Here is a 16,831-nt window from a genome sequence, read left to right as displayed (position 1 = left end):
AATGTAGGACGCAGGTTTAGCAGCTTTCCCGCACAGTAGGAAAGCGGCGCGTTCTCGCCTCCCAGCAGCCCCCTATTGCAGCGTCAATCCACCATCCACCACAAGCGTGTGCCCTGTCACATAGGCCGACAAAGGAGAGGCCAAAAACAGGGCAGCCCCTGCCATATCTTGGGCCGAGCCAAGTCTTCTCAAAGGTATCCTTTGCAGCGCACCTTCGAGGCGGTCGGGATGCTCGGTCGTCACCGTGGTGATCTTGGTCGGCACCAGTCCCGGCGCAATGCCGTTCACGCGAATGCCATCCCTTGCCCATGCCGCGCCCAGCGTCTTCACAAGGCTCACCGCGCCCGCTTTGGAGGCGGAATAGGCAGGGTTGCCGATGTTTGCTTTGAACCCTGCGACCGACGACACAACCGTCATAGTACCGCCCGCTTCGGCAAGTTTGCCGTGGAAAGCGCGCGCCACATCCATCACCGAATTGAGGTTCACGTCAATGACATCGTCCCAGCCCTCTCGCTGAAACTCACCCCGGCCATAGCGCACGATCCCTTGGCATTGGATGAGCACGTCCACCGCTCCCAGCGTCTCTGCCAAAGCACCAACCGCATCGCGGTCGCTCACATTGAGCTGCGCGTAGGAGAGCCCGGTAAAGTCGCTGTCTTCGGCCTCGAGATAGTCGCCCTCATCAGGCCGTGTGCCTGTCACCAGCACCTGCGCCCCGTTCTTGCGAAACTCATGCGCGATACCATTGCCGATGCCAGACGAGCCGCCGATGACGACAACGCTCTTACCGGTGAAGTCGAGTGGATTGGTCATTTGGTTCTCTCCCATTTCTTATCTCCCCTCCCGCTTGCGGGAGGGGTTGGGGGTGGGCATGGGCCTGACAAGGCCCACCCCGCTGCGACTAGGCAGTAGATTGCAAAGTCTCACTCAAATCTCGCGGCTGACGACTTCTTTCATGATCTCGCTCGTGCCCCCGTAAATGCGCTGAACGCGGGCATCGCGCCAAAGTCTCGCGATTGGGTATTCGTTCATATAACCAGCGCCGCCGTGGAGTTGCAGGCAGGCGTCGACCATCTCCCATTGCATTTCGGTGTGCCACAATTTCGCCGCTGATGCTTCGCCCGTGGTGAGCTCGCCTTTAAGGTGGCGCGCAATCGCCCAATCGAGATGCGCCCAGCCGACTTGGAGCTTGGCGGAAAGATCAGCGAGGGTGAACTTCGTGTTTTGGAACTGGAAGACGGTGGAGCCAAAAGCCTTGCGCTCTTTGGTGAACTTGACCGCCTCGTCAAACGCGCGCTGGGCCCCGCCCATGGCCGACACCGCGATCGAAAGGCGCTCTTGAGGAAGCTCCTCCATCAGGTGGATGAAGCCGCGGTTTTCGCCGCCCAGAATGTTGGTCTTGGGCACGCGCACATCTTCGAAAAACAGCTCAGACGTATCCGCTGCATGTTGCCCGATCTTGTCGAGGTTGCGCCCACGCGCAAAACCGGGGGTGTCAGCATCGACGAGGATCAGCGATGTGCCCTTCGCGCCCGCTGTCGGATCGGTCTTGGCGACCACGATCACAACATCTGCAAGCTGTCCGTTGGTGATGTAGGTTTTGGAGCCATTGAGGACGAGGTGATTGCCATCCTCGACCGCTGTGGTGCGAATGCCCTGAAGGTCTGAGCCAGCGCCCGGTTCGGTCATCGCAATCGCGGCAATGATATCGCCGGAAATCATACCGGGGAGATATTTTTCCTTTTGCTCATCGCTTCCCAACCGCTCAAAATAATTGACGGTGATGTCGTTTTGCAGAGTAAACCCGGCGGACGAACCAATGTAGGCAAGCTCTTCATCGAGCACACAGTTAAAACCGAAATCGAGGCCAAGCCCGCCGTTTTCCTCGCCCACCGTCATGCACAACATACCCGCCTCGCCCAGCGCCTTCCACGCCTCACGCGGGACAATGCCCTCTTCCTCGTGTTTGTCGAGGTTGGGCACCATGTGCTCGGCGAACACTTTGCGAACGGTGTCACGGAACGCTTCGTGGTCCTCGTTATAGGCAGAACGGTGCGCTGTTTCGATCATGGGGTGGTGTCTCTCTCTTCAAATACGTTGTTTTTCGAAACGAGAGTGAAGCGCGCCCTGACGTTCACGTCAAGCGAGAAAGATGCAACTCATTGCTCTCCTGCGAAAGCAGGAGCCCATCATGCGCCGTAGGAGATGGATTACTGCCTTTGCAGGAAAACACTAACCTACGAAAGCGCGCTCGATCACGAATTGACCCGGCTTGTTGTTTGCGCCCTCTTCGAAGCCGCGGCGCTCAAGGTCGGCTGCGTGGTCTTTAATCATCGCCATGGAACCACACAGCATCACGCGGTCGGTTTCAGGGTCGAACTTTTGCGGGCCCTTGCTGTCCTTGAACAGGCGGCCATCGTCGATCAGCACCTGAATACGGTCGCTGGTGTGGAATTCTTCGCGGGTCACTGTCGGGACATAGATCATGCGCTCACGATCTTCATCCTCGAGCAGCGGATCGCCCTCAAGCTTGCTTTCAAGCAGGTCGCGATATGCCAAGTCTTTGACCCGGCGCACCGAATGCACAACGATCACCTCGTCATACATGGAATACACTTCTGGATCGCGCACGAGGCTCATAAATGGCGCCAAACCGGTGCCGGTGGAGAGCATAAACAGGCGCTTACCCGGCAAGAGTGCATCGGTCACAAGCGTGCCCGTTGGTTTCTTGCCAAGGTAGATCGGGTCGCCTTCTTTGATATGCTGAAGCCGCGAGGTGAGCGGGCCATCTTGCACGATGATCGAGAGAAACTCGAGCTCTTCATCATAGGATGGCGAGGCGACCGAGTAAGCGCGCAAAAGTGGTTTGCCGTCTTCTTTGGGAAGACCGATCATGACAAACTCGCCTGAGCGGAACCGGAACGATGCAGGCCGCGTCATTTTGAGCGTGAACAGGTCATCATTCCACTGGTGGACGTGGGTGATCGTCTCGACCGATACGGCACCGCTTTCATTAAAAGCATCGCGCGGCGGGATTGGAGATGTGACAGCTGTATCGGTCAAAGTCGGCCTCTAAACATTTGAGTGAGCTGCGGGAGAGTCGCAGCCTCTATCGGAGGCGCAAATGGCCCTTTTGCGAGCGCGCTTCAAGTTAGATTAGCGATTGGGGGGCGAAGTGAGACTTTTGGGTGTGGCTTCACCCCGCCCCCGATTGCTTCGCCTTAGTTCCAGCCAGCGCGGTCGAAAATCTGCACCGCTTCTGTTTGACCAGAGCCAATAGTGGCCGCGTTCAAAGTGTCGGCGCGAAACTCGCCCATCTCTTCCAAAGCGGAATTGCCAGACATGCCGGTGACTGCCGGATACTCATTGTTGCCGTCCGCAAAATACCGCTGTGCGCTTTCCGACGTGAGATATTCGAGGAAGGCAATCGCATTGTCCCTGTTGGGAGCGTTCACCGTGACCCCTGCGCCGCTCACATTAACATGCGCGCCGCGATCACCGTCTGCCTGGTTGGGGAAGATCACGCCCAGATTGTCAAAGACCGCGCGTTCTTCGCCCTCGCCGCCTGCGAAACGGCCAAGGTAGTAGGAGTTCACAACTCCAATCCGGCATTCGCCCGCGGCAACGCTTTCAATCTGGGCTGTGTCATTGCCCTCGGGAGGACGCGCGAAGTTGGCAACAACGCCCTTGGCCCAGGCTTCCGCTGCCTCTGCACCGTCATTGGCGATGATGCTGGAAAGGAGCGAGATGTTGTAGATGTTGGACGAGGAACGAATGCAGATGTCGCCCTTCCACGCCGGGTCGGCAAGGTCTGCATAGGTATCGAGACCTTCGGGCACGCCTTGCTCTTTGTTGTAAATGATCACGCGGGCACGGGTCGACAGGCCGAACCACAGGCCATCGGGATGGCGCAGGTGATCGGGCAGGCGCTCGGCCAGAACGTCTGATTCCACGGGCGAGAAGATCCCCGCTTCCTCCGCGCGCCAAAGACGGCCCGCATCGACGGTGATGAGCAGGTCAGCTGGCGACAATTCGCCCTCTGTCTGAATACGCTCGATCAATGCGTCCGCATCCGCTTCGATACGGTTCACCTTGATCCCGGTCTGAGCGGTGAAATCATCATAGAGCGCAAGATCGGTGTCGTAGTGACGCGAGGAATAGATGTTTACCTCGCCCCCTTGACCAGCGGTGTCGCCAGCCTCTTCGGCGCAGGCCGTGACAGTAAGCGCCGCCATACAGCCAAGAATCAGTTTTTTCATGGATCATTGCCCTTCATTCTTTGTTGCGAATGCGTTGCAATAGTATATCGCGCATTGCAAGCCTTATCTGTGCGCAAATGCTCTCACGCTGCCTTCATGGGGGATTACACGGTAGCGCGTGCCCTCCTCGACCTGCGCGGTTGATTGCACCGTAATCTCATCACCGTCTGCCGTTTGCAGCAGCAAGCGGCTGGCCACGCCCAAAGGGTGCACATCCACCACGGCAAGGCCGCCCTCATCAGCGACGCAGCCAAGCGTTTCGGCGTGGACAAGCAGCTCCATCTCGCCAGCGCCGGGCACATCGCCCGCGATGCACGAAAGCGGCCACGAGCCCAGAGATGTGATCAAGGCATCGCCCTCGCGCCGCGCTTTGACCACTTGCGCTCCGCCGAAAATCGCGCCCACGGAAGGGGTCGCGGGGCGTTCATGCAAATCCTCTGGCGTGCCGAATTGAATGATTCGTCCGCCCTCCATCACCGCAATGTGGTCGGCAATATCGAGCGCTTCTTCCGGGTCATGTGTGACCAGAACCGTGGTTGTCCCCGCCTCGCGCAAAAGCCTGCGGCAATCGCGGCGAAGGCTTCGGCGAAGCACAATATCGACGCTGGAAAACGGCTCATCCATCAAAAGGACTTGCGGCTCTGGCGCCATGGCACGGGCCAATGCCGCGCGCTGCTGTTGCCCTCCGGAAAGCTCATGGGGGAAACGCGGGCCCAGCCCTGCAAGGCCCACCCGTTCAAGCCAAGCCTCGATCACGTCTGCATCGCCTCTACCAGGCAAACCAAAGGCCACATTCTTCGCAACCGTCATATGCGGAAAAAGCGCGCCGTCCTGAAACACAAGACCAATGGGACGTGCTTCAGGTGGCGGATTAATGCCCGCGCTCACCATCTCCTCGCCGTCCACCGCGATGCTGCCCGATTGCACTGGCAAAAGCCCTGCTGCCAAATTCAACAAGGTTGACTTGCCCGAGCCGGACGAGCCAAGCAGGCAGGTGATTTTTCCCGTAGGCGCTGTAAAGGCGATGTCTGTTAGCGCTTCAACCCGCCCGGTTCGACCGGTGTAAGCATGGGCAATATGTCGAAATTCAAGGCTCACACAATTGTCCGATGCAGGTGTTTTCAGGAAGTCGTCGCCTGTGAGCCTTAGGCAATCGACCGCCATCCCGGCAAGTGGACTTGTGATGCCTGCGCCCAAATTCGACGCGTGGACCATGGGCGCATGTTTGCTGGCAGCGCTTGCCGCGGTGCCCATCGTCACGATCCTCATTTCCGCTCCAAGTGGGGGTGCCGAAGCGATTGCGCATCTCGCCCGCACCGTGCTTGGCACCTACATCCTCAACACGCTCGCGCTGATGGCGATGGCGGGCACGATTGCGCTTGTGTTGGGCACAGGCTGTGCGTGGCTGGTGAGCGCTGCGCGTTTTCCGGGGCGCTCGGTTTTTGCATGGGCCTTGGTGCTTCCCTTGGCGGTCCCGGCCTATATCGCGGCCTATCTCTATGGAGATCTGCTTGAGTTTACAGGGCCGGTGCAGACCTTGCTGCGCGAGGGACTTGGGCTCAGCTCCGGTGACTATTGGTTCCCCAGAATTCGCTCATTGCCCGGTGGGGCTTTCGTCCTTGGCATCGTCCTTTACCCCTATGTCTACCTTCTCGCCCGCGCCGCCTTCGCCGCGCAAAGCGTCTCGCAATTCCGCGCCGCTCGTAGCCTAGGCGCAAAGCCAGCCCGCGCATTCTGGCAAGTCGCCCTGCCCGCCGCGCGCCCGGCGATTGCAGGCGGCTTGGCGCTGGTGCTTATGGAAGTGCTCGCGGACTTTGGCGTTGCGCAATATTTCGCCATTCCGACATTCTCGACCGGTATCTTTCGCAGCTGGCTTTCCATGGGAGACAAGCAAGCAGCGCTTAAACTGGCGGCCATGATGCTGCTGTTTGTGATTGCTCTTATCGTACTGGAGGCCAGCACCCGCCAAGGCCGCGCGGTTAGCAAAGACGCGCGCGCCGATCACGAGCCGCTGATCCAGCTTTCGCCTTTGGGCGAAGTTTTGGCCACGCTCGCGTGCTTTATCCCGCTGCTCCTCGGGTTCCTGATCCCTGCGGGCTACCTCCTCACCATGTCGCTGAGTGATACCGCCATCGCGGCTGCGGGCGATCTTTGGTCTTATGCCAGCGGGAGTTTGTGGCTGGGCCTTGGCACCGGGATCGTTTGCGTGCTCTCAGCGCTCGTGCTCGCTTTTGCGAAATCACGCTCCGATAGCGGCGCAGTGAAAGCATCCATCCGCGTTTCAACGCTGGGTTACGCGCTTCCCGGAGCCCTCTTGGCTGTGGGGCTGTTGGCACCCTTGGGAGCCGCCGACGTCACCATCAGCCGCTTTGCACGCGACGTTTTGGGGTACTCGGGCGGACTGGTGCTCACCGGAACGGGCGCGATCCTGATCTACGCTTTGTCAGTGCGGTTCCTCACCGTTGCCTACAACAGCATTGATGGCGGCATGGCAAAAATTCCGCCATCCTTCGCAGCCGCCGCGCGGTCTCTGGGAGCGGGTCCGGCCCGCGTTCTGACCCGGATATATGCCCCGCTTTTAAGCCCCAGCCTTGCCGCTGCAACCGCGCTTGTCTTCATCGACACGGTGCGCGAATTGCCTGCAACGTTGATCTTGCGCCCTTTCAATCTGGAAACCCTCGCCACGCGCACCTACCGCTTGGCGAGCGATGAGCGTCTGGTCGAAGCCTCGATCCCGGCATTGATCCTGCTCGCAGCAGGGCTGGTGCCAGTGCTGCTGCTGACGCGGACTGGCAAAGGCTAAAACGCTTCATGTAAGGGCAGATTGTCACTTACCGTGTAAACTGGACTTGTCGAATGCTTCCGATGCGTCCAAAGTACCGCGCGTAATGGCAAAATTCCCATTCTCGGCAATCGTCGGACAAGACGAAATGAAGCAGGCGCTCTTGATCGCTGCTGTGGACCCGTCTTTGGGCGGGGTCATGGTGTTTGGCGACCGGGGCACCGGCAAAAGCACCGCTGCGCGCGCATTGGCGAGCCTTTTGCCGCCGATCACCGCGCATGAAAACTGCCCCTATGGCGGTTCGAAAGAAGACGCGCTCGCCTATCCAGATGTGTGCGGTGGTGGCCCTTTGCGAAAGCGGCCTGTGCCCTTCGTGGACCTTCCCCTTGGCGCAACAGAGGACCGGGTGATTGGTTCGCTGGACTTGGAGAAAGCTCTAAGGTCAGGCGAAAAGGGTTTTGAACCGGGGCTTTTGGCGAAAGCGCACCGGGGCTTTCTCTATATCGATGAGATCAACCTGCTCGAAGACCACCTTGTGGACCTGCTCCTCGACGTGGCTGCCTCGGGTGAGAATGTGGTTGAGCGCGAGGGGTTGTCGGTGCGGCACCCGGCGAAATTCGTCCTAATCGGCAGCGGCAATCCGGAAGAAGGGGAACTGCGCCCACAATTGCTCGACCGTTTCGGGCTTTCAGTCGAGGTCCGCACGCCAGAGGACATCGAGACCCGCGTTGCAATCATGCGCCTCGTCGCCGCCAATGAGCGCGATCCGGCTGCGTTTGCGGCTGAATGGGCGGAGGAGGACGCAAAAATCCTCAAGCAAATCGCGCGCGGCAAGGCGAAACTTGCCAAGCTGGAAGCGGGTGAAGACATCCTCATGGACGCAGCACACTTGTGCATGGCAGTGGGTGCCGACGGCCTTCGCGGGGAGCTGACCTTAATGCGAGCCGCCCGCGCATTGGCGGCCTTGCAAGGCGCGCGCAAAGTCAAACGCGAGCATTTGATTGCGGTCGCGCCCTCGGCGCTTCGCCACCGTTTGCGCCGCGATGTGCTTGATGAAACGGGTTCCACCGCTCGTATCACTCGCGCTCTCGAAGAGCTCTTCGGGTGACGGGCGAAGCCGCCCCTGATCCTATTCACGACGCACAGCTCGCCGCCACTCTCTTCACCCAAAACCCGCTGAGCTTTGGCGGAATTGTGATGCGAGGAAGCTCGCCTGCGCGCGATACTCTAGTCGCCGCAATTGCCGAGAAGCTCCCCACCCGCCGCCTGCCCACCCATGTCGATGACGAACGTTTGCTTGGCGGCATCGACATTGCGGCGAGCCTCGCTGCGGGCAGGCCGGTGGAGAGCAAGGGGCTCCTCACCGAGGCGGAAGGCGGCGCGCTGATCGTGCCTATGGCAGAGCGCATGGATGAGGCTTTGGCTGGGCGGCTCGCACAGGCGCTGGATGACAAACGCGTGGCGCTGATTCTGCTTGATGACGCGCGTGAGGCGGATGAGGGCCCGCCATTGGCGCTGATGGAAAGATGCGCGTTTCAGTGCGACCTTATACACTCACGTGAGCGCGAGGCGGCACTTGGCAAGGCGGTGCTGGGGGATGCTGCGCCTCTGGATGATGCTGCATTGAGCGCGATTGCAGCCACCGGCGCGGCGCTCGGGGTGCACTCGGTCCGCGCGCTTATCCATGCCAGCGAAGCGGCGCGGGCCCATGCGGCCATTTCTGGTCACGAGCTGGTGCAGAACAGCGACCTCGAAGCGGCAGCGCGCCTAGTGCTGGCACCGCGCGCAACGCAATTGCCGCCACCGCCCGAACAGCCCGAGAGCGATAATCCACCACCACCCGAGCCCGGTGAAAGCCCCGAGGAAAACAATCAGCAATCGACCGATCAAAAACTCGAAGACAAAATCGTAGAAGCCGCCGCCGCCGCGATCCCGGCGGACCTTTTAGAACAACTCGCCAAAGGTCTTGCCCCGCGCCAAGCTGGCGGCAGTGGGTCTGGGCAGAAACGCAAATCAGGTCTTCGCGGCAAGCCCTTGGGTGCGCGTCCCGGAATGCCGAGAGGCGGGGCTCGCCTCGCCATGATCGACACTTTGCGCGCCGCTGTGCCGTGGCAGGGTGTGAGGCGACGCGAGGCGGGCGCTAACCCAAATGCGCCGCTGATCATGCGCAAAGACGACCTGCGGGTGCGGCGCTTTGAAGAGAAATCTGCGCGCGTAACGATCTTTGCCGTCGATGCCTCTGGATCCGCCGCCGCAGCGCGCCTTGCGGAGGCAAAGGGTGCAGTCGAACTGATGCTCGCCCAAGCCTACGTCACCCGCAGCGAGGTGGCGTTGATCGCCTTTCGCGGAGAGACAGCAGAGCTGCTTTTGCCTCCCACCCGCTCGCTCACACGGGCGCGGCGTGCACTTGCCGAGCTACCCGGAGGTGGCGGCACACCGCTTGCGATGGGTCTCAATGCCGCGCGCGAACTTGCACATTCGGTGAAGGGGCGGGGCCGCACGCCCAGCGTTATTGTCCTTACCGATGGACGCGCGAATATTGACGCAGACGGTCAACCGGGCCGCAAGCAAGCAGGCGGAGATGCGGCCGCCGCTGCCAAAGCTATTGCGCGCGAGGGAATTGATGCGCTGGTCGTGGACATATCCGCTAGAGCCAGCCGCGAGGGCGGCGAACTCGCAGACGCCATGAACGCCCGTTACCTTGCCCTCCCCCGCGCCGATGCAAAGACTTTGCACGCGGCAATCTCCGCCACAGAACCTGCATGAGCACGCCGCTCAACTGGGAGCGCGAGGGCAAAATCTGGCCCCACCGTGAGGCGAGTGAGTTTGTTCGCCAAAGCCGCGCGACTTGGCATGTCCAGCGCTTCGGCAAACCCGGAAGTCCGCGCATTCTTCTGCTCCATGGCACAGGTGGATCGGTCCATTCATGGAGGGATTTAGCACCCCTCCTTGCGAAGGATTTCGAACTTCTCGCGCCAGACCTACCCCGCCACGCTTTCACCAGCGGCCATGCGCCTGAAGAGACTTCACTCGTCGGCATGGCGCGCGCGATCCGCGATCTTTTGGCGCACACCGGGTTCGATCCAGACATGATCGTGGGCCACTCGGCAGGGGCCGCGTTGGCCCTTCAAGGCGCTCTCGACCACGGATTTCGCGGGCCCATCGTGGGTCTCAATTCCGCGCTTCGCCCCTTCCCCGGCCCCGCTGCAGAGATATTCCCGGCTATTGCCAAGGTGTTGTTCGTAAATCCCTTTGTGCCGCGCATCTTTTCGAAAATGGCAAGCTTTGGGGGGAGGCTGAGCGGTTTATCTATCGCTCCACCCACTCACACCTCGAGCCGCAAGGGCTTGCTTGTTACGCAGCTCTCATCAAGAACCCGCGCCACACCAAGGGCGCGTTGTCGATGATGGCAAATTGGGACCTGCCCACTTTGCGCACGCGTATGGGGGAAATCAGTAATCCCATACTCATGGTGCATTCGGACAATGACGGCGCGATACCGCTCGATTGGGCGAAAGAGGCGCATGAATGGCTTCCCACATCGCGATTGGAAGTGCTCAAAGGCCTTGGCCACCTCGCGCATGAGGAAGACCCGGAACTTGCCGCCAAGTGGATCGTAGATTTCGCGAAAGAAACGCTGAAGGAAGCGGTCTGATGGAAGACTACAGCAAGAACATGACCGAAAACTTCGGCTGGCTCGAGATTGCATTCTTCTATTCCATCGCGATTGGCGTGTGCTTTTGGCAATGGTGGAAAATGCGCCGCGAGGTCCGCGAAATGCGCGCGGAACGCGAAGCCAAAGAAGCACTTGAACGCGAGGCAGAGGAAGCAGCGCGCAAAAAGGCCGAAAAGGGCGACGGCCCTGCGGAGACTTAAGCTCTCTTGCTACGCGCTTTTTCTGGGCATTCTAAAGGGCAGCATGAATTGCACTACCCCTGATGAAAACCGCCGCATATCAAGGCTTTCCTGAACTGCTAAGACCTCTTCACCGTAAAGCTTCGACGATAGCTCCGAGCGCGCATAGAAGGGCGTGTCTTCCCAAGTCCTGCGCACCTCAGCCACTCCAATTTGGGAGCGTGTGCGCCGATCAACCCGCCATTTGCTTTTGGGCAAAGGTGCAACCGAAGGTAGCTCCAGGTATGATGTCTCAGCGTGGCGGTCGAACCGGATGGCGCTGGCGAACAGCGAGCCATCGCCGCGCTCGCCTTCGTAGCAGACCACCGCGCCTTCCTTCATATGCGCCCGCGACCAATGCCAGGTGTTGAACCCGCTTTCGAGCGGTTCGCTTCCCCGGTTGTGGTCGAAATATCCGCTGCCGGACCATGAAAGGCCGGGTTCTTCCATATCGACTTCAATGCGCGCGCGGGGGGCCATGCAATGCCAGATGTGGTTCTCAGCTGGATCAAGCGCAAAGCTGGTGCGGTTCAGAGCCTCGGGATAGACGCGCACCTTGCCCGCAACCCGCCGGTGGATGGGATTGAACAGCCGCGTATCATGTTCCTCAATCTCGATCTCCAAATGGTCACCGGTCCAACGCATGGCGCTGTGGCCGATCTCCAGATTGCTCGCATCACGGCGCAAATCCCTTTCGGGCCGCTCATGCATGACCCAGCGGTGCTGTGGTCCGTAAAGCGCGACGTTCAAAGAGGAGTGGTCGAGCGGTACGCCCCTGCCCGATGCCTTGTAATAGGGCGAGAAAACGCTGCCGATAAACGCAATTATCGTGAGAGCGTGGGCTCCGTCGTCGCTGATCGCGTCGATATACCACCAGGTGTAGCCGCCGGGTGGAACGTCTTCGTCGAAGCGAGGTCCTGTTCGACCTTTTTCGCCGCAAGCAGCCCGGATAAGGCGGCCATCGGGACGCCGGCTGAAGGGTGCGTCGCGCCCCCAGCGCAATAGAGTCTCTTGATCCGCGTGCGCGGGCCCTGCCTCAGGAAAGAGGCCGCCGAGCCGTGCGACGCTCTGCCATATAGAGCCCCCCGGTGGCCGGGAACAGCCTCTCCCATGTGGCCGGTGTGGCCAGCGTGTGAGGCATGTCCTTCTCTAGCGTCAGGCCGCATCTGGCGAGTGTCGCCCTCATCTGGCTCGTGCATTGGTTGGTCTCCTTGGGATCGTAGGAAGATGTGTCGCCATTGGCGGGTGCGTTGACGATGATTTGCAGGCGTTCCCGCCCGGTCGGGACGGCGCCGGCTTGCGCGATTGAGCTGCGGTCGATGGCGCAGATGTAGGCGGTGGGTTCGCTTGGGCTCCGGCCACTCGCAATCTCATCAAATTCGCGTTTGTAGTCGCGTGAAAAGAACACGTTGTGATGGGTGAGGTCGAAGCCGCTTGTCTCGGTGTGCGCGTACCAGACGAGCGCAGAGAGCGAGCGCTTAGAGGGCGCTAATGGCTTGACCGCGCGCTTCGCGACCGCTCCGAAGTGCCCCGTAGCAATCGCGTTGGGATCGCCATTGCAGATCACCGCACTGCTGCGAATTTCCTCACCGCTGGCAAGGCGCACACCGCGCGCAGTGCCGCTTGTATCTGTCAGGATTTCGGTGACCGTCTCACCGGTGCGAACTCTTGCGCCCTGCTCCTCGGCGAGTTTTCGCAAGGCCTTGGCGAGCGCGTGAATCCCGCCTTCGATTTGCCACACCCCCATGGCCTCTACATGCGCGATGAGCATAAGGGTCGCGGGCGATTTAAACGGTGAAGACCCGCAATAGGTCGAGTAGCGACCAAACAGCTGCTGAAGGCGCGGGTCGGGAAAGAAATCGCGCAGCGCCTTCCACATGGATTTATGCGGGCGCATCGCGGCAAAATCACCGAAACGCGTTGGGCCGATGCGCCACAAAAGCGGCAGCGGGCTCGACACATTATCGCCGCGCATCATCGTTTTATCGAGGATATCGTGCATGCGCCGGGTTTCTTGTTGGAACCGGCGATATCCGCGTGCAGCCTCTAGCCCTGCAAAATCCCCGACCGCATCCACACTGCGCTCGCTATCTGCAAAAAGATCGAGCGTATCGCCACCATCCCCGTCGCTGGCCCAAGCGTGCCTTGCGAGCACTTCGGCCTTTTTGACCGTCACATAGTCTTCGAGTCGCGCGCCGCATTCTTCAAAAATCGCGTCGAACACATCGCGCATGGTGAAGACCGTGGGGCCACCATCAATCGAGGCTCCATCGACCTCTACCCGGCGCGCCTTTCCGCCCACTGCATCGGCCTTCTCAACTAAGGTAACCGCGATCCCACGCGCAGCCAGACGGGCAGCGCTGGCAAGCCCACCCATTCCCGCTCCGATGATGACGACGTGAGCGTCCAATTCCCCTCCAGCCGGTGATCGCAACCGAACTAATGTGACATTCTGGTTGACCTGACTGTAGCATGTGTCCACTTGTTTGGACAACTGAAGTGTCATCTGGGATGGATTATTGACACAAGAGACGTCAATGGGATCGACAAAAGCACCTCTAAAAGTGCGCTGGGTTGCGCGCCGCAATGCGGTCTTTGCGTCCCCGCGCTTTCAATATTGGTGCGCTAAGCTGCCTTTGGTGAAACGCATTGCAAAGACCCGCGCAGGCGAAGCTTTCGACTTGGTGGCAGGCTTTACCTATACCCAGATTTTGCGCAGCTATGTGGAGACAGGGCTATTCGACCTGCTTGAAGATGGGCCCATCGGTCATGCCCATATCGCACGCAAATTGGAGCTTAGCCATGACGCAGCCCTCACCCTCTTGCGGGCGGGCCGCGCATTGAAACTGTCCGAAGAACCAATGGACGATGGCTGGATGCTAGGCGAAGCAGGCGCGGTGCTCGCAGCGGACAAAGGCGCACAAGCCATGGTCCGCCATCACCGCCTGCTCTACCGCGACCTTACTGACCCAATCGAACTGCTTCGCAAAGACCGCAAGGAGCCAACGCAGTTGTCGCGTTTCTGGTCATACGCAGGGGCCCTGCATGGCGCGGCGCAGCGCGGGGAAGAAACGGCCGAATATTCACAGCTCATGGCAACCTCACAGCACTTTGTCGCGGATCAAGTGCTTGGTTCTTATAGCTTCCCCAAAGGCGCACGCCTACTCGATGTAGGCGGGGGACACGGGGCATTTTTGTCCCATATGGGGGCAGCTCATGACAATTTGCACTTGGGGCTGTTTGACCTTCCCGAAGTTGCCAACACAGGCGCGCAAATCCTCTCAGAGCGTTTCGGCGAGGCACGAGTGAGCGCTCACCCCGGCAATTTCTTCGAGGACACCATCCCGCAAGGCTACGACGTGGTCTCGCTCGTGCGCATTCTGCATGACCATGACGATGAACCCGCCCTCAAATTGCTCACCAACATCCGCAAAAGCCTCGCTCCCGGTGCACAGCTCCTAATCGCAGAGCCCATGGCACGCGAACCGGGCGCTGAGGGTATGGGCGAGGCGTTTTTTGGCATGTATTTATGGGCGATGGGTTCAGGCCGGGCGCGCAGTAAGACGGAAATTGCCGCAATGGCCCGCAAAGCTGGCTTTGCACGGACAAAAGCCATCCCCACAGACCAGCCAGTTAATGCCAGCATCCTAGTCGCTTACGCGTAATTTGCGTCATTCACCATAAACTGTCCGCTTTAGTTGACACATATGGGTGTAAAGCGTAGCAGATGTCAGAGAGGTAATCCTTCCTGGGACATTCGCCGAGTCGAACATTGAGTGCGACAAATCGAATGGAGGGGTGAACCGGGAAGTAAATCCGGGCCGGGAAATAACGACCGGGGAAGTGAGTCCACGCAATGCATAGTTTGGCTGTTATACTTGAGAGACCTGAGGCGATCGCGCTTCAGTCGCTTGAGCTCAGCCCTGCTGCTGCATCCGATGTGCTTGTCGATATCGCCTGGAGCGGGATCAGCACGGGCACAGAAAAGCTCCTGTTCACAGGGCAAATGCCGCATTTTCCTGGCATGGGCTATCCGCTGGTTCCCGGGTACGAATCTATTGGTCGAATTGTCGAGGCCGGCAATGCCGCGAAAGAGCGCATCGGCGAGTGGGTTTTTGTGCCCGGCTCCAATTGTTATTCAGGTGCACGCGGACTGTTCGGTGGCACCGCGAGCAAAGTGATGCTGCCCTCGGCGCGCGCTTTGGCTGTTCCTGAACATCTTGGTGCAAACGGCGTTCTATGCGCGCTGGCGGCTACCGCTCTTCATGCGATCAATGATGGCGAATTGCCTGACCTCATCATCGGACACGGTGTGCTTGGACGCTTGCTCGCGCGGCTCACCCTTGCTCTTGGCGGCGCTGCGCCTACCGTTTGGGAAGTCAGCCCCAATCGCCGCGAGGGTGCAGTTGGCTACGAAGTCATTACGCCAGAGAACGACACGCGCACCGACTACAAGGCGATTTATGACGCCAGCGGTGACGCAGACCTGATCGATAGCTTGATGGGACGCCTTGCAAAAGGCGGTGAGATCACGCTTGCTGGCTTTTACAAAGACCGGGTGAGCTTCGCCTTCCCGGCGGCCTTCATGAAAGAGGCGCGCCTTCGTGTCGCAGCCGAGTGGCAACCCAAAGATATCGCGCAAACAATCGCGCTTATTCAGGCCGAGGCTTTGGGCCTTGATGGCCTCATAACAGACGTCAGCCCCGCGACGCGGGCGACTGACGCATACCCAAAGGCGTTCAGCGACCCTGACTGCCTCAAAATGGTTTTGGATTGGAGCGAAGTGCAATGACGATGTTGGAAGCACAGGATCAAGCCCTGCGCGATGAAGCTTCGCAAGAACCCGACCCCGTGCACACGGGCGAGGTGACTTCGGAAACGCAGGTCATCGCGATTTACGGGAAAGGCGGCTCGGGCAAATCGTTCGCGCTCTCCAACCTCAGCTATATGATGGCGCAGCAGGGCAAGCGTGTACTTCTGATCGGTTGCGACCCCAAGTCCGACACGACCAGCCTGCTATTCGGCGGCAAATCGTGCCCAACCATTATCGAGACCTCTTCCAAGAAGAAGCTCGCTGGCGAAGACGTCACCATTGAGGACGTGTGTTTTCAGCGTGACGGCGTGTTCGCAATGGAGCTTGGCGGGCCGGAAGTGGGCCGGGGCTGTGGTGGCCGCGGCATCATCCACGGCTTTGAACTGCTTGAGAAATTGGGCTTCCACGAATGGGGCTTTGACTACGTTCTCTTGGACTTCCTCGGAGACGTAGTGTGCGGCGGCTTCGGCCTGCCGATTGCGCGCGATATGTGCCAAAAAGTGATCGTGGTCGGGTCAAACGACCTCCAATCACTCTATGTTGCCAACAATGTTTGCCATGCGGTTGAATACTTCCGCAAAATGGGCGGCAATGTCGGTGTTGCTGGCATGATTGTGAACAAGGATGATGGCACTGGCGAGGCGCAAGCCTTTGCCGAAGCGGTCGATATTCCCGTTCTCACCGCAATTCCTGCGGACGAAGACATCCGGCGCAAAAGTGCCAACTATCAGATTATCGGTAAGCCTGGCGGCGAGTGGGCAAGTCTCTTTGAAGAGCTTGCGCAAAATGTCGCTGAGGCCCCGCCGCGCCAACCCTCTCCACTCGACCAGGATGGCCTCCTCGACCTTTTCTCACCGGAAGAAACCGGCGGAAATGTTGAATTGATCCCAGCCACCCAGGCCGACATGCGCGGCGGTATCTTTGAAGAAAAACCATCACTCGAAGTGATCTACGACGAGGTTTGATTTGACAGATAGTCCTTCCTCGAACGCGCAACGCAACCGTGACACGTTGGATATAACCAATGGGGATGTGGGCAGTGGCACTGCCGCGCAACCAAGCGGCGCGTGTTCGAGCAAGGAC

16 protein-coding genes are annotated in these 16,831 nt (G+C 59.6%); 9 read left to right on the top strand and 7 right to left on the bottom strand.

The features are described 5' to 3' along the window. Window positions 1-72: 72 nt before the first annotated feature. The 5 genes from AC0V61_RS10575 to AC0V61_RS10555 form a co-directional block, all read right to left on the bottom strand. Complete coding sequence (locus AC0V61_RS10575; RefSeq protein WP_486157343.1) at window positions 73-813, bottom strand: SDR family NAD(P)-dependent oxidoreductase; 741 nt, start codon at window positions 811-813, stop codon at window positions 73-75. 114 nt (window positions 814-927) lie between these two features. Further along, window positions 928-2,070 (bottom strand): acyl-CoA dehydrogenase family protein, encoded by a 1,143-nt coding sequence (locus AC0V61_RS10570; protein WP_486157341.1) that lies wholly within the window; start codon window positions 2,068-2,070, stop codon window positions 928-930. A 162-nt stretch (window positions 2,071-2,232) separates the two neighbouring features. Then, window positions 2,233-3,063 (bottom strand): ferredoxin--NADP reductase, encoded by an 831-nt coding sequence (locus AC0V61_RS10565; protein WP_486157339.1) that lies wholly within the window; start codon window positions 3,061-3,063, stop codon window positions 2,233-2,235. Window positions 3,064-3,221: 158 nt separating this feature from the next. Then, the gene (locus AC0V61_RS10560; RefSeq protein WP_486157337.1) at window positions 3,222-4,259 is read right to left on the bottom strand and encodes a Fe(3+) ABC transporter substrate-binding protein; all 1,038 of its coding nucleotides are present in this window, start codon (window positions 4,257-4,259) and stop codon (window positions 3,222-3,224) included. Window positions 4,260-4,322: 63 nt separating this feature from the next. Continuing rightward, a complete protein-coding gene (locus tag AC0V61_RS10555; protein WP_486157335.1) occupies window positions 4,323-5,474 on the bottom strand; it encodes an ABC transporter ATP-binding protein in 1,152 nt (383 codons plus the stop codon). Between AC0V61_RS10555 and AC0V61_RS10550 the strand changes: the two genes are divergently transcribed. The 6 genes from AC0V61_RS10550 (at window position 5,443) to AC0V61_RS10525 (ending at window position 10,917) form a co-directional block, all read left to right on the top strand. Beyond that, entirely contained in the window at window positions 5,443-7,062 is a 1,620-nt protein-coding gene (locus tag AC0V61_RS10550; protein WP_486157333.1) for an ABC transporter permease, read from the top strand. The two genes, AC0V61_RS10555 and AC0V61_RS10550, sit on opposite strands and share 32 nt — an antisense overlap. Before the next feature lie 85 nt (window positions 7,063-7,147). Further along, window positions 7,148-8,149: a magnesium chelatase ATPase subunit I gene (locus tag AC0V61_RS10545; RefSeq protein ID WP_486157331.1), complete on the top strand. Its 1,002-nt coding sequence runs from the start codon at window positions 7,148-7,150 to the stop codon at window positions 8,147-8,149. Beyond that, window positions 8,146-9,807, top strand: a complete 1,662-nt coding sequence (locus tag AC0V61_RS10540; protein ID WP_486157329.1) for a magnesium chelatase subunit D — start codon at window positions 8,146-8,148, stop codon at window positions 9,805-9,807. The genes AC0V61_RS10545 and AC0V61_RS10540 overlap by 4 nt, the downstream gene beginning before the upstream one ends. Then, window positions 9,804-10,448, top strand: a complete 645-nt coding sequence (locus AC0V61_RS10535) for an alpha/beta fold hydrolase (RefSeq protein WP_486157327.1) — start codon at window positions 9,804-9,806, stop codon at window positions 10,446-10,448. Before AC0V61_RS10540 ends, AC0V61_RS10535 begins: the two co-directional genes overlap by 4 nt. Beyond that, window positions 10,445-10,696, top strand: coding sequence for an alpha/beta hydrolase (locus AC0V61_RS10530; RefSeq protein ID WP_486157325.1), 252 nt, complete (start codon window positions 10,445-10,447; stop codon window positions 10,694-10,696). The genes AC0V61_RS10535 and AC0V61_RS10530 overlap by 4 nt, the downstream gene beginning before the upstream one ends. After that, a complete protein-coding gene (locus AC0V61_RS10525) occupies window positions 10,696-10,917 on the top strand; it encodes a hypothetical protein (protein WP_486157323.1) in 222 nt (73 codons plus the stop codon). Before AC0V61_RS10530 ends, AC0V61_RS10525 begins: the two co-directional genes overlap by 1 nt. 9 nt (window positions 10,918-10,926) lie before the next feature. Here the strand turns inward: AC0V61_RS10525 and AC0V61_RS10520 are convergent, their stop codons facing one another. Beyond that, window positions 10,927-11,937 (bottom strand): hydroxyneurosporene dehydrogenase, encoded by a 1,011-nt coding sequence (locus AC0V61_RS10520; protein ID WP_486157321.1) that lies wholly within the window; start codon window positions 11,935-11,937, stop codon window positions 10,927-10,929. Window positions 11,938-11,971: 34 nt separating this feature from the next. Further along, window positions 11,972-13,345 carry a phytoene desaturase family protein gene (locus AC0V61_RS10515; protein ID WP_486157319.1) on the bottom strand — a complete coding sequence of 458 codons (1,374 nt, stop codon included), beginning with the start codon at window positions 13,343-13,345 and terminating at the stop codon, window positions 11,972-11,974. 127 nt (window positions 13,346-13,472) lie between these two features. On the opposite strand from AC0V61_RS10515, the gene AC0V61_RS10510 reads away from it, so the two are divergent. The 3 genes from AC0V61_RS10510 (at window position 13,473) to AC0V61_RS10500 (ending at window position 16,713) form a co-directional block, all read left to right on the top strand. After that, a complete protein-coding gene (locus AC0V61_RS10510) occupies window positions 13,473-14,600 on the top strand; it encodes a methyltransferase (protein WP_486157317.1) in 1,128 nt (375 codons plus the stop codon). A gap of 191 nt (window positions 14,601-14,791) precedes the next feature. Further along, the gene (gene bchC, locus AC0V61_RS10505) at window positions 14,792-15,727 is read left to right on the top strand and encodes a chlorophyll synthesis pathway protein BchC (protein ID WP_486157315.1); all 936 of its coding nucleotides are present in this window, start codon (window positions 14,792-14,794) and stop codon (window positions 15,725-15,727) included. Further along, window positions 15,724-16,713: a chlorophyllide a reductase iron protein subunit X gene (locus AC0V61_RS10500; RefSeq protein WP_486157313.1), complete on the top strand. Its 990-nt coding sequence runs from the start codon at window positions 15,724-15,726 to the stop codon at window positions 16,711-16,713. Before bchC ends, AC0V61_RS10500 begins: the two co-directional genes overlap by 4 nt. The last annotated feature ends 118 nt before the right edge of the window (window positions 16,714-16,831 follow it).

This window comes from Erythrobacter sp. JB1-4 (genome assembly GCF_057365025.1).
Note: the sequence above shows the minus strand (reverse complement) of the source record. Positions and strands in the feature narration are given on the sequence as shown.

Bases quoted from the DNA above. Each gene is read 5' to 3' on its own strand.
- AC0V61_RS10575 (WP_486157343.1), bottom strand. From the start codon at position 813: ATGACCAATCCACTCGACTTCACCGGTAAGAGCGTTGTCGTCATCGGC.
- AC0V61_RS10570 (WP_486157341.1), bottom strand. From the start codon at position 2,070: ATGATCGAAACAGCGCACCGTTCTGCCTATAACGAGGACCACGAAGCG.
- AC0V61_RS10560 (WP_486157337.1), bottom strand. From the start codon at position 4,259: ATGAAAAAACTGATTCTTGGCTGTATGGCGGCGCTTACTGTCACGGCC.
- AC0V61_RS10550 (WP_486157333.1), top strand. From the start codon at position 5,443: ATGCCTGCGCCCAAATTCGACGCGTGGACCATGGGCGCATGTTTGCTG.
- AC0V61_RS10555 (WP_486157335.1), bottom strand. From the start codon at position 5,474: ATGGTCCACGCGTCGAATTTGGGCGCAGGCATCACAAGTCCACTTGCC.
- AC0V61_RS10545 (WP_486157331.1), top strand. From the start codon at position 7,148: ATGGCAAAATTCCCATTCTCGGCAATCGTCGGACAAGACGAAATGAAG.
- AC0V61_RS10535 (WP_486157327.1), top strand. From the start codon at position 9,804: ATGAGCACGCCGCTCAACTGGGAGCGCGAGGGCAAAATCTGGCCCCAC.
- AC0V61_RS10530 (WP_486157325.1), top strand. From the start codon at position 10,445: ATGATGGCAAATTGGGACCTGCCCACTTTGCGCACGCGTATGGGGGAA.
- AC0V61_RS10525 (WP_486157323.1), top strand. From the start codon at position 10,696: ATGGAAGACTACAGCAAGAACATGACCGAAAACTTCGGCTGGCTCGAG.
- AC0V61_RS10510 (WP_486157317.1), top strand. From the start codon at position 13,473: ATGGGATCGACAAAAGCACCTCTAAAAGTGCGCTGGGTTGCGCGCCGC.
- bchC (WP_486157315.1), top strand. From the start codon at position 14,792: ATGCATAGTTTGGCTGTTATACTTGAGAGACCTGAGGCGATCGCGCTT.
- AC0V61_RS10500 (WP_486157313.1), top strand. From the start codon at position 15,724: ATGACGATGTTGGAAGCACAGGATCAAGCCCTGCGCGATGAAGCTTCG.